Origin of the sequence: Sorangium sp. So ce1014 (assembly GCF_051521505.1) — a bacterium.
GTDB lineage: Bacteria > Myxococcota_A > Polyangia > Polyangiales > Polyangiaceae > Sorangium.
In genome coordinates this window covers 108,352-120,412 of the sequence record NZ_CP150356.1, presented here as the reverse complement: position 1 = coordinate 120,412, position 12,061 = coordinate 108,352, and the positions used below count along the sequence as shown (strand labels likewise).

Below are 12,061 nucleotides of genomic sequence, written 5' to 3'. Positions count from 1 at the left end.
CGGTTTCCACAGGCGCGGCGCTCGGGCGCGGCGCCCGGGCCGGGGCCCGGGCAGGGCGGTCGGTGGAGCGTTTCCCTCCACGCCGATCTGAGCCACCCTATCCCCCCCGACAGCCCCGACACGCGACCTCGTGCCGCACGCACTCCTCCCCTCCCCGAGCCTGGCCGGCGCGCCGCCGCGCGGCCCCGCGCAGCGCGCTGATCCGGCGCGGAGGCGCGCATGAGCGCCGGCGCGGCCCGGGCGCGCGGCGCGCGGGAGCTCGTGGACGAGCCCGCCCGCCGCCGCATCCGCGAGGATCTCCGGACGACGCTCGTCGTCGAGGCCGCCGCGGGAACCGGCAAGACGACGGCGCTCGTGTCGCGGATCGTCGCCGTGCTGCGGAGGGCGCCCGAGGAGGGCGGCGGGACGCTCGATCGCATCGTCGCCGTGACCTTCACGGAGAAGGCGGCCGGCGAGATGAAGCTGCGCCTCCGGGCCGAGATCGAGCGGGCGCGCGGCGACGCGAGGTCCGGCCCGGCCGAGCGCGCGCGGCTCGACGAGGCGCTCGCGCACCTGGAGGCGGCCCGCATCGGCACCATCCACTCGTTCTGCGCCGACCTCCTGCGCGAGTGGCCGGTCGAGGCGCGCGTCGACCCGCTGTACCAGGTCGCGGCCGCGGACCAGGCCGAGGCGCTCTTCGACCAGGCCTTCGACGCCTGGTTCCAGCGCACCCTGAACGACCCGCCCGAGGGCGTGCGCCGGATCCTGCGCCGGCGCCCGCGCGACGGCGCGCACGGCCCGCGCGACCTGCTCCGGAGCGCGGCGCTCAAGCTCGCCGAGCACCGCGACTTCACGCGCCCCTGGCGCCGCGATCCGTTCGATCGCGAGCGCGCCATCGACGAGATCCTCTGCCGCCTCGCCGTCCTCGCGGACCTCGGCGCCGAGGCCGACCGGGAGGGCGACTACCTCGCGCAGAGCCTCAGGAACCTGGACCGGTACCTCGCGGAGCTCCGCCGCCGCGAGGAGGTGACGGGCGGGCGCGATCACGACGGGCTCGAGGCCGAGCTCGGCGAGCTCGCGCGCTGGAAGGAGTGGCGCTGGAAGGGCTCGGGCAAGGCGTTCGGCGCGGACCTCTCGCGCGCCGAGGTGCTCGCGCAGCGCGACCGGGTGAAGGCCGAGCTCGACGCCGTGCTCACGGCCGCGAGCGCCGACCTCGCGGCCTGCCTCTCGCGCGAGCTCCGGCCGCCGATCGACGCCTACGACGCGCTCAAGGCGCGCGCCGGCAAGCTCGATTTCCTCGACCTGCTCCTCTGCGCCAGGAACCTCCTTCGCTCGAGCCGCGCCGTCCGCGAGGAGCTGAACCTCCGCTTCTCGCACCTCTTCGTCGACGAGTTCCAGGACACCGACCCGCTCCAGGCGGAGCTCCTGCTCCTGCTCGCGGCCGACGACCCGGCCGAGATCGACTGGACACGGGCGCGCCCGGTGCCCGGCAAGCTGTTCGTCGTCGGCGATCCGAAGCAGTCGATCTATCGCTTCCGCCGCGCCGAGGTCGCGCTCTACGAGGCGACGAAGGCCCGGCTCGTCGCGTGCGGCGCGAGCGTGCTGTACCTCTCGACGAGCTTCCGCAGCGCCCCGTCGATCCAGGAAGCCGTCAACGCGGCGTTCGCGCCGCGGATGCAGGGCGGGTCCGGCGAGGGCGCCGCGAGCCAGGCGCGGTACGTCGCGCTCGAGCGGTTCCGGGAGGACCCGGTGGACCAGCCGACGGTGATCGCGCTCCCGGTGCCGCGGCCGTACGGCGACTTCGGGAAGATCTCCGATTACCGGGTGCGGCAGTCGATCCCGGACGCGGTGGGCGCCTTCGTCCACCAGCTCATCCACGGCGGCCGGGGCGGCCGGGGCACGATGAGCGGCCCGCGGTGGACGGTGACCGAGCGCGAGCGCCCGGGCCAGCGGGTGCCGATCGAGGCGCGGCACATCTGCCTCCTGTTCAAGCGTTTCCAGACGTTCGGCGAGGACGCGACCCGCGCCTACGTGCGGGCGCTCGAGGCGCGGCGGATCCCGCACGTGCTCGTGGGCGGGCGGTCGTTCCACGATCGCGAGGAGGTGATGGCGGTGCGGAGCGCGCTGCTCGCGATCGAGTGGCCGGACGACGAGCTCAGCGTGTACGCGACGCTGCGCGGGCCGCTCTTCGCGCTGACCGACGACGTGCTCCTCCTGTACCGCGACAGGTTCCAGCGCCTGCACCCGCTGTTTCAGCCCGACGACGGCGCGCTCGATCTCGTGGCCGAGGGCGGGATGCGGCCGCTCCGGGAGGTCGCGGAGGCGCTCGCGGTGCTCGGGCGCCTGCACCGCGAGCGCAACCGGCGGCCGATCGCGGACACGATCGGCGGGCTCCTCGACGAGACGCGCGCGCACGCGGGCATCGCGATCTGGCCGACGGGAGAGCAGGCGCTCGCGAACGTGCTGCGGGTGATGGATCTCGGGCGGCGGTTCGAGTCGGGCGGCGCGACGTCGTTCCGGGCGTTCGTGGAGCGGCTCGAGGTGGACGCGGAGCGGGGCGAGGTCGCCGAGGCGCCTGTCGTCGAGGAGGGGACGGAGGGGGTGCGGATCATGACGGTGCACCGGGCCAAGGGGCTCGAGTTCCCGGTGGTGATCCTGGCGGATCCGGCGTCGCCGGCGGTGCACCAGCACCCGTCGCGGCACGTGGATCAGGAGCTCGGCCTGTGGGCCGAGCCGATCGCGGGCTGTGTGCCCGCGGAGCTCTACGAGCGCCGCGACGAGGTGCTGCGCCGCGATCGCGAGGAGGCGGTGCGGCTCGCGTACGTGGCGGCGACGCGGGCGCGCGAGCTGCTCGTGGTGCCCGCGGTGGGCGACGCGCGCCCGGGGGACGGCTCGAGCGACGGCTGGCTCGACGTGCTGCACCCCGTGCTCTACCCGGCGCCGCGCGACCGGCGGAGCGCGCGGCGCTGCGAGGACCTCGGCTGCCCTCCGTTCGGGACCGACACGGTGCTGGAGCGCCCGGCGCGGTGCGAGGCCGACGAGCGCGACGCCGTCGCGCCCGGCGAGCACACGCCGATGGCGGGATCGCACCGCGTTGTGTGGTGGGATCCGGGCACGCTCGACCTGGATCGCGAGCCGGAGGCCGGGCTCCGGCAGCAGCGGATCCTGCAGGCGGACGCGGGCGGGGCCGGGGCGGCGGCGGGCGCCGGGGCCGGGGCGGCGGCGGGCGCGGGGGAGCTCGGGCAGCGCGGGCACGAGGTGTGGCTGGAGGCGCGGCAGCGGGCGATCCTGGACGGCGCGGTGGCGGCGCTCCGCGTGAAGACGGCGACGCAGATCAGCCACGAGGCGGCAGCGGAAGCGGAAGCGGCGGCGGGGGCCGGGGCGGAGCGGCGAGATCGGGCGGACGCGTTGCCGGTGATCTCGTTCGAGCAGACGGCGATCGCGCGCGAGGGCCGGCCCTACGGCAAGCGGTTCGGGACGCTTGTGCACGCCGTCCTCGCCGAGGTGGACCTCCGGGCGGGCGAGGACGAGGTGAGGACGGTGGCCGCGGCGCAGGCGCGGCTGCTCGGAGCGCCGGCCGAGGAGGTCGACGCGGCGGTCGCGGCGGCGGTCGCGGCGCTCGAGCACCCGCTGCTCCGGCGCGCGGCGGAGAGCGCGGCGCGCGGCGGATGTGAGCGGGAGACGCCGCTGCTCCTGCGGCTCGAGGACGGGACGATCGCCGAGGGCGTCGTCGATCTCTCGTTCCGGGAGAGCGTGGGCGACGTGGGGGTCTGGACCGTGGTCGATTTCAAGACCGGGTCGGACGCGGGCACGGCGCACGCGGCCCAGGAGGCGCAGGTGCGGCTCTACGTGCAGGCGATCGCCGAGGCGACGGGCGAGCGGGCGAGAGGGGTGGTGCTCCGGGTGTGAGGGGCGCCGGCGGGCATGGCGCGGGGGGTGGGCCCTGCGTGGCGCGTCGCGGGAGGCCCGAGGGTGGTACGATGGGCGGCATGGGTTCGACAGCGACAGCGGAGATCCTCCGACCTGAGCTGATGACGCTGGAGCAGTGGGCCGACCTGGAGGAGGACCAGCCGGGTGAGCTCCTGGACGGTCATCTCGTGGAGGAAGAGGTGCCGACGACGCTGCACGAAGCGGTGGTCAGCTGGCTGATCGAGGTGCTCCGCGGATGGGCCCGACCGCGGGGCGGCTGGGTGTTTGGCTCGGAGTACAAGCTCGGCGTGTCGGCGCGCCGCGGGCGCAAGGCCGACGTGTGCATGTACGCCCAGGGCGCGCCGCTTCGCGGCCGGGACGCGCTCTCCCGGCTCCCCCCGACCGTGGTGGTCGAGGTGCTCTCGCAGCGTCCGCGCGACGTGCGGCGCGACCGGATGGAGAAGGCGATCGAGTACGCTCGCTTCGGGGTGCGCTGGTACTGGCTCGTGGATCCCGAGGCGCAGCTCTTCGAGCTGTGCGAGCTCGGCCCCGACGGGTATTACGTGCAGAGGCTGCCCGCATCGGAAGGCAAGGTGCGTGTGCCGGGGCTGGACGGGCTGGAGCTCGATCTGGACGCGCTCTGGGCCGAGGTGGCGCCGCTCCTGGACGACGACGAGCCGGAGCGGGACGAGAGCGGCGACAGGTGAGCCGGGGGATCAGGCCGGCGGTGGCGCTCATCCTCATGGCGGGCAATCTGGGCACGTACTTCTGGTTGCTCTCGGCTCCTCGGATCTCGATCGTTCGCAGCTGAGGCGCTCACCGGAGCGTCGAGGATCGGGCTCGGCGGCGACACGTCGGAGGAGCCATCGCGCGCCTGCTCGCAGGGCGCCAGGTGACCCCGCGGGAGCCCCCCGCGGGGCGCTCCGGGGTTCCCTCGCGCCTGGGCGCGGCCGATGCCACAATCGCGGCCCGTGAGCGCCCTCCTTGCCGAGATCGAGCGGTTCTACGACGCCGTCCCCCGCCAGCGCGCCGACGCCGAGGACCACGGGCCGCTGACCCTCTTCGTTCGCCGCGGCGACGGCTGGCCCTACTATGCCCGCCCCACCCTCGGACATCGCGGCCCTCTGTCGGCCGAGCACGTGGCCGCGGTGCGCGCCCGCCAGCGGGAGCTCTCGATCCCGGAGGCGTTCGAGTGGGTGCTGGAGACCACCCCCGGGCTCGACGCCGCCGCCGAGGCGACGGGCCTGCGCGTCCGGCGCTGCCCGCTGCTCGTGCTCCGCGGCGAGCCCGTCCAGCCCGCCTTGCCAAAGGACATCTCGCTCTCGGTCATCACCGCGCACGACCCGGATCTCGCCGCCGTGCAGGCCGTCGCGCACGTCGCCTTCAGCGCGCTCAGCACCGCGGCGGGCCCCGCGGGGCCGGCCGAGCGGGACGCCGCCGCGGCGACGCTCCCGGCCGGCTATGTGGCCGTCTGGCACGCGTCGCTGGTCGAGGGGACGATGGTGCACGCGGCCGCCCGGGGTCGCGGTGGCGCGCTCGCCGGTCCGCTCTGCGCCGGCAGCTACCAGCACGCCCAGGACGTCGCCGAGATCGTCGGCGTCGGGACGCTGCCTGCGGCCCGGCGGCGGGGCCTCGCCGCCGCGGTCACGGCGGTCCTGGCCCGCCACGCCCTGGACGCCGGGATTCGCACGGTGTTCCTGTCCGCGCAGAACGACGACGTCGCGCGCGTCTACGAGCGGGTCGGATTCCGGCGCGTCGCCACCGCGTGCATCGCCGAGCCGCCCGAGCAAGAGGAGCGCGTCCCGGGCCTCGAACCGTGACCAGCGCGAGGCTGGCGAGATGGAGCCGCCGAGGCATGGAGAGCACAGAGAGGCAGAGCGCGAGCGATGCTCGGCCGCGTCTGGCCCGGTGCCCGGTTCAAGACACCTCGACGCGCCATCGGCTCAGCCGCAGGCAGCGTGGTAGTCCGGCCCCTCTTCCCCGCGCAGGATCTCGGTCTGCACGACCGACGCGTCCCGCAGGTGCGCCACCGCGCCGAGCTCGCCGTCGCGGCGGTACGCCGAGAAGGCTTGTTCGTCCGGAAAGGTGACGAGGTGAATCTCCTTCAGGCTGAGCCCAGCGCTGTCGGGCGCGGTCACCACGGTCCGCTCGATCGCGCCGCCATACCGGGCCATCACCGCCGCGGCCTTCCTCTCGTACGCGCGGAACGCGTCGAGCGCCTCGCACCGCACCGTGAGGATCACGACCAGTGTCACCGGAACCCCCGCGCGCTCACGACACGCCGCCGCAGGTGCACAAAAAAAGAGCGCCCATTCGACGGTGGGGGGGGGAAACCGTCACGGGCGCTCCGCCTTCACGTTTAGCAGGATGCGGACCAAGCGCTGTCTCCTGAATTTCCCGGCATTTTTCGTAGAGAACGTACGTGCTCCCTTTCGATCCTGAAATCAGCCCGTGCAATCCTGACAGGGCCTCTGTTTCTTCCCGACCGCGCAGGTGCACGGCGGGAGGACCCCTCCGGAGGCGGCCGCCTTCGATCGCGCCGTGGATGCGCGGGGCGCGCAGAGGACCGAGCGGCGTCGTACCGATGCACGAGAGGTGGTATCGCGAGCGGCCTCCGGGCGTGGCGCCGTACCTGCCGCCGAGGTCCGACGTCGTCGGCTGAGCCCAGCCGCTCGGCGGCGGCGTGCGTTGCTCCCGCCAGGGAGCGCGGCGGCCGCGCGGATCCGGCGCTCGACTCCATCGGACGGCGCGCGCCGCGCCGGCCTGCGTGCATCGTTGACATCGCCGCCAGGATTGCTCCAATGCGAGCGCCCGCTCCGCGCTGCTCAAACGAGGAGGCTTTCGATGCGGCACTTCCTGACCACGATGGACTACACACGCGCCGAGATCGAGGGCCTCCTCGAGCGCGCGCAGCGCTTCAAGCGGAGGCCGATCGGCTCGCGCCTCAAGGATCGCACCATCGCGCTCGTGTTCTTCAACCCCTCGCTGCGGACGCGCACCTCCTTCGACGTCGGCATCCGGCAGCTCGGCGGCCACGCTGTGATCCTCGAGCCTGGGCGGGGCGCGTGGCCCATCGAGTTCGAGGACGGCGCCGTGATGGACGGCGAGCCGGAGGAGCACGTCCAGGAGGTCGCGCGCGTGCTCTCGCGCTACGCCGACCTCATCGGCGTGCGCGCGTTCCCCAAGTTCCAGCGCTGGGAGGAGGATCGCCAGGACAAGGTGCTCCAGGGGTTCGCCCGCCACGCGACCGTGCCGGTCGTGAACCTCGAGACCATCACCCACCCGTGCCAGGAGCTCGCGCTCGCGCTCTCCATGAAGGAGCGCCTCGGCCGCCTCGACGGCAAGAAGTTCGTCCTCACCTGGACGTACCACCCGCGCCCGCTCAACACCGCGGTCGCCAACTCGGCCGTTCTCATCGCCTCCAAGCTCGGCATGGACGTCACCCTCCTCTGCCCCACCGAGGAGTACCACCTCGACGAGCGCTACCTCGACGCCGCCAGGAAGAGCGCCGCCGAGAGCGGGGGGAAGCTCTCGATCACCCACGATATCGAGTCCGCCTACCGGGGCGCCCACGTCGTGTACGCGAAGAGCTGGGGCGCGATTCCCTACTTCGGGCGCTGGGAGCAGGAGAAGCCCATCCGCGACAGGTACAAGCACTTCATCGTCGACGAGCAGAAGATGGCGCTCACCGCGGGGGGGCTCTTCTCCCACTGCCTGCCGGCCCGGCGCAACGTCAAGGTCACGGACGCGGTGATCGACTCGCCCGCATCCATGGTCATCGACGAGGCCGAGAATCGGCTGCATGTGCAAAAGGCCGTGATGGACGTGCTGGCCAACGGGTGGTGACCACGATGGGCTCGACACAAGACGTCATCGTCCGCCTCCTCAGGAACCTCGGCAGCCGCAAGGAGGTCGAGCAGTACCTGAAGCAGTACGCGGCCGTCGATCAGCAGAAGTTCGCCGTCATCAAGGTCGGCGGCGCCATCCTCGACGAGGACATCGAGGCGCTCGCGACCTCGCTCGTGTTCCTGAACCAGGTCGGGCTGTATCCGATCGTGATCCACGGCGCCGGGCCGCAGCTCGATCGGGCGCTCGCCGAGGCGGGCATCCCGACCGAGCGCGTCGACGGGCTGCGCGTCACGACGCCCCGCGTCCTGGAGATCGCTCGCCGCGTCTTCCTCCGCGAGAACCTGCGGCTCGTCGAGGCGCTCGAGGAGATGGGCACGCGCACGCGGCCGATCACCGCGGGCGTCTTCGAGGCGTCGCTGATGGACGAGGGGCGCCTCGGGCTGGTGGGCAGGGTGGAGCGCGTCCACGTCGACGCGGTGAGGTCCAGCCTCCGCGCGGGGCACCTGCCCATCCTCGCCTGCCTCGGCGAGACGTCGGGCGGGCAGATCGTCAACATCAACGCCGACGTGGCCGCGCGCGAGCTCGCGCTCGCGACGCAGCCGTTCAAGATGATCTTCCTCACGAGCACGGGCGGCCTCCTCGACGAGCATGGGCGCATCATCTCGGCCATCAACCTCGAGGAGGACTACGCGGGCCTCGTCACCCAGCCCTGGCTCACCGGGGGCATGCGGCTCAAGCTGCAGGAGATCAAGCTCCTGCTCGACGGGCTGCCGGCGACCTCCTCGGTGTCGATCACGTCGCCGGATCACCTGGCGAAGGAGCTCTTCACGCACACGGGGTCCGGCACGCTGGTCCGCCGCGGCGAGCGGATCTTGCGGCACGACACGCTGGACGGCATCGATCGCGCCCGGCTGCGTGATCTGCTCGAGGCGTGCTTCGAGCGGAAGCTCGACGAGCACTACTTCGACAAGAAGCCGTTCTACCGCATCTACCTGTCCGACTCGTACCGGGCGACGGCGATCCTCACACTCGACGCGGGCGAGCGGGCGCCCCTGACGCCGTACCTCGACAAGTTCGCGGTGACCACGGAGGCGCAGGGCGTGGGGATCGGCGGCTCGCTCTGGACGCGGATGAAGAACGAGAACCCGAAGCTGTTCTGGCGTGCCCGGAACGGCAACGAGATCAACCCCTGGTATTTTCAGCAGGCCGAGGGCAGCTACCGCAACGAGAGCTGGACGGTGTTCTGGTACGGCCTGACCAACTTCGACGACATCCGCGCCTGCATCGATCACGCCCTGTCGTTGCCGACGACCCTACGCCAGCACGGCACAGCCGAGCTCTGACCGCGAACGCCAGGCCCGACGCCCCATACATCACGCCCCAGCAGGCGCTCGCATCAAGCTGCGACGAACGTTAGGCCCGAAGTAGCATCACGCCTTGAGAGGCGCAGGTGGATCGCGGGGTGGTGGGGCGGCGGGGGCGCGTGCCCCCGCCGCCGTGGGACAAACGCAAACGCCCCCGCCGTGGGACGAACTACTGACCGACCTGCTGGAGGCGCGCGTTGATCACGTCCCAGTTCAGGCCCGAGAGCACGTTGGCCACGTAGTCCGCCTTCTTGGTCTGGTAGTCCGCGAAGTAGGCGTGCTCCCAGGCGTCGACGGCGACCATGACATGCGTGTTCGCGAACAGACCGACATCGTGCTCGGTCCGGATGAGGTTGTTGAAGAGCTTCTTCTCCTGGTAGTCGTACACGAGCACCGTCCAGCCGTGCGCGCTCAGGAGGGCCGCCTTCGCGTCGGCCAGCCAGTTGTCGAAGCTGCCGAACGAGGCCTCGATGAGCTGCTTCGTCCGGGCGCTCGGCTGCGTCGAGCCGTTGCCGATGTTCTCGAAATACAGCTCGTGCAGCACCGTGCCGTTGAACGCGACAGGCTCGCGGCGCTTGAGCTCGCTGTACGCGTTGTACGAGTAGTTCGGCGCGCTCCGATCCGCCTTGCCGAGCTGCTCCCAGATCTCGTTCAGCTTCTTCACGTAGCCCTGGTACAGCGTGAAATGCGCCTTGAGCTGCAGATCACTCAAGCCCTTGGCGTTGCCGCCGAGGAGATTGTCGAAGTTCTTGGGTTCGCGGGCCATGATGCCTCCTAAACGAGTGCCGCGAGCAACGCCAACGCGTGCCGCAGGGGTAGATGGCCGCTCTACCGCCGCTGCCCTCCGGTAGCAACCCTGCCGTACGCGGTGACACAGCGCGGCCGCACGACGTCAGCGGACCTGACCTCCATGCGGGAAACGCCGTACACCAGCTCAAGGCGCACGGTGAATGGGCGACGTGGCCGCCGCGACCAGGCCCGCGCCGCAACGCGCACAGCGCCTCCCTCGCGCCGGCTCGATCGCCCGCCGCGCGCGTGAAAACCTGGTGAAACGTTGAACGCCGCAGGCGTTTCGGTCGATACTCCTCGGGCTTGCTGTTCCTTCGCGCAGGGAGGCGACCTCGTTCATGCCGGCTCGTACACAGGGGACCCATCCGACGGCCGCGCTCGCGGCGGCGCTGTGCCTGCTCGGCGCAGCGGCTCAGGCCGAAGCGCAGGAACCCGCGAGACCCGAAGGGTTCGCGCTCGACAGGTTCCAGCCCGCGCCGGCCGGCGACAGGATGTTCGGTGTCCAGTCCGCCTACACAGCAGGAGACGCATCGCCCCACATCATGATCCTCGGCGATTACGCCCAGGATCCGCTCGTGTTGCGGCGGCTCGACGGGAACGAGGGGCCCGGCGACGGCAAGGTCGTCGGCAGCCAGCTCCTGCTCCACCTGAGCGCCTCGCTCTCCCTCTGGAAGCACCTCACGGTGAACGTCGATCTGCCGCTCGCGCTCCAGTCCGGCGACGGCGGGGCCGCCTCGGGGGCCGTGCTCCCGGCGCCGACCAGCAGCGCGCTCGGGGATCTCCGGCTCGGCGCGCGCGCGACCCTCTACGGCGACTACTTCGATCCGTTCCAGATCGCCCTCGCCGGCTACGTGTGGCTGCCGACCGGCGACCCCGAGGCGTACTCCGGCGACGGCAACGTGCGCGGCGGTCCGCAGCTCGTCCTCGGCGGCCACCTGGATCGCGCGGTGTGGTCGCTCGCCGCCGGGCCCGAGTTCCGGTCGAACCGGCAGTTCGCCAACGTCGAGCAGGGGACGACGGTGCACTGGGGCGCCGGCGTCGGGATGCTGCTCGACGACGAGCGGCGGCTGCAGATCGGGCCCGAGATCACCGGCGCGATCACCGTCTCCGATGTCCAGCAGCGCACGACCCACCTCGAAGCCCTGCTCGGCGGGCGCTACCGCTTCGCCAGCGACTTCGAGGCCGGGCTCGCCGTGGGCCCCGGCCTCACCGCCGGCGTCGGCACGCCCTCGTTCCGCGCGGTGGCCATGGTCGCCTACTCGCCCGAGGTGAAGCCGCCCGTGAAGGACCGGGACGGCGACGGCATCCTCGATGACGCCGACGCGTGCCCGGACGTCGCGGGCGTCGGCAGCGCGGATCGCGCGAAGAACGGCTGTCCGCCGCCCAAGGACGCGGACCGCGACGGCCTCCTCGACGCGGACGACGCCTGCCCCGCCGTGGCCGGCGTCGCCTCCCCCGACCCGAAGAAGAACGGCTGCCCGCCGCCCGGGGACCTCGACAGGGACGGCATCACCGACGACGTCGACGCGTGCCCGGAGCAGGCCGGCCCGACCAGCGACGACCCGAAGAAGCACGGCTGCCCGCCGCCGCCCGATCGCGACAGCGACACGATCCCCGATCCGTCGGACGCGTGCCCGGAGCTGCCCGGCATCGCCACGACCGACCCCGCCACGAACGGCTGCCCGGGCGACACCGACGGCGACGGCATCCGCGACGATCAGGACGGCTGCCCGAACGAGAAGGGCAAGCCGAACGAGGACCCGAAGCAGCACGGGTGCCCGACGGCGGTCCGGGTGACCGAGACCGAGATCGTCATCCTGCAGCAGGTGCAGTTCGACATCGGCAAGGCGACCATCCGGCCGGTCAGCAACGAGCTGCTCGAGGAGGTCGCCGGCGTGCTCAAGGACCACCCGGAGATCGTCAAGATCGAGGTCCAGGGGCACACGGACGACCGCGGAACGCGCCAGTTCAACACGAGGCTGAGCCAGGCCCGCGCGGAGTCGGTGCTGAAGGCGCTCGTCGCGCACGGCATCGCGGTCGAGCGCATGCAGGCGAAGGGCTACGGCCCCGACGTCCCGATCGCGGAGAACAAGACCGAGGCGGGGCGCCAGAAGAACCGGCGCGTCCAGTTCAACATCATCGAGAAGGCAAAGAAGCAGCCATAGGGCTGG

8 protein-coding genes are annotated in these 12,061 nt (G+C 72.3%); 6 read left to right on the top strand and 2 right to left on the bottom strand.

The window, feature by feature from the left end:
* Positions 1-219: 219 nt before the first annotated feature.
* The 3 genes from WME75_RS00435 (at position 220) to WME75_RS00425 (ending at position 5,708) form a co-directional block, all read left to right on the top strand.
* Positions 220-3,888: a UvrD-helicase domain-containing protein gene (locus tag WME75_RS00435; RefSeq protein WP_437485271.1), complete on the top strand. Its 3,669-nt coding sequence runs from the start codon at positions 220-222 to the stop codon at positions 3,886-3,888.
* 80 nt (positions 3,889-3,968) lie between these two features.
* Positions 3,969-4,595, top strand: coding sequence for a Uma2 family endonuclease (locus WME75_RS00430; protein ID WP_437485269.1), 627 nt, complete (start codon positions 3,969-3,971; stop codon positions 4,593-4,595).
* A gap of 264 nt (positions 4,596-4,859) precedes the next feature.
* Positions 4,860-5,708 carry a GNAT family N-acetyltransferase gene (locus WME75_RS00425; protein WP_437485267.1) on the top strand — a complete coding sequence of 283 codons (849 nt, stop codon included), beginning with the start codon at positions 4,860-4,862 and terminating at the stop codon, positions 5,706-5,708.
* 123 nt (positions 5,709-5,831) lie between these two features.
* On the opposite strand, the gene WME75_RS00420 is transcribed toward WME75_RS00425, so the two are convergent.
* Positions 5,832-6,143: a hypothetical protein gene (locus WME75_RS00420; RefSeq protein WP_437485265.1), complete on the bottom strand. Its 312-nt coding sequence runs from the start codon at positions 6,141-6,143 to the stop codon at positions 5,832-5,834.
* 589 nt (positions 6,144-6,732) lie between these two features.
* Here WME75_RS00420 and WME75_RS00415 point away from each other — a divergent pair.
* Both WME75_RS00415 and WME75_RS00410 read left to right on the top strand, forming a co-directional pair.
* On the top strand, positions 6,733-7,734 hold the full coding sequence (locus WME75_RS00415; RefSeq protein WP_437485263.1) for an N-acetylornithine carbamoyltransferase: 1,002 nt from the start codon (positions 6,733-6,735) through the stop codon (positions 7,732-7,734).
* A 5-nt stretch (positions 7,735-7,739) separates the two neighbouring features.
* Positions 7,740-9,080 (top strand): acetylglutamate kinase, encoded by a 1,341-nt coding sequence (locus tag WME75_RS00410; RefSeq protein ID WP_437485261.1) that lies wholly within the window; start codon positions 7,740-7,742, stop codon positions 9,078-9,080.
* Between the two features lie 190 nt (positions 9,081-9,270).
* Here WME75_RS00410 and WME75_RS00405 read toward each other — a convergent pair whose 3' ends face one another.
* The gene (locus tag WME75_RS00405) at positions 9,271-9,867 is read right to left on the bottom strand and encodes a superoxide dismutase (protein WP_437485259.1); all 597 of its coding nucleotides are present in this window, start codon (positions 9,865-9,867) and stop codon (positions 9,271-9,273) included.
* 361 nt (positions 9,868-10,228) lie between these two features.
* Between WME75_RS00405 and WME75_RS00400 the strand changes: the two genes are divergently transcribed.
* Positions 10,229-12,055 (top strand): OmpA family protein, encoded by a 1,827-nt coding sequence (locus WME75_RS00400; RefSeq protein WP_437485257.1) that lies wholly within the window; start codon positions 10,229-10,231, stop codon positions 12,053-12,055.
* The last annotated feature ends 6 nt before the right edge of the window (positions 12,056-12,061 follow it).

Bases quoted from the DNA above. Each gene is read 5' to 3' on its own strand.
- WME75_RS00435 (WP_437485271.1), top strand. From the start codon at position 220: ATGAGCGCCGGCGCGGCCCGGGCGCGCGGCGCGCGGGAGCTCGTGGAC.
- WME75_RS00415 (WP_437485263.1), top strand. From the start codon at position 6,733: ATGCGGCACTTCCTGACCACGATGGACTACACACGCGCCGAGATCGAG.
- WME75_RS00405 (WP_437485259.1), bottom strand. From the start codon at position 9,867: ATGGCCCGCGAACCCAAGAACTTCGACAATCTCCTCGGCGGCAACGCC.
- WME75_RS00410 (WP_437485261.1), top strand. From the start codon at position 7,740: ATGGGCTCGACACAAGACGTCATCGTCCGCCTCCTCAGGAACCTCGGC.
- WME75_RS00400 (WP_437485257.1), top strand. From the start codon at position 10,229: ATGCCGGCTCGTACACAGGGGACCCATCCGACGGCCGCGCTCGCGGCG.
- WME75_RS00430 (WP_437485269.1), top strand. From the start codon at position 3,969: ATGGGTTCGACAGCGACAGCGGAGATCCTCCGACCTGAGCTGATGACG.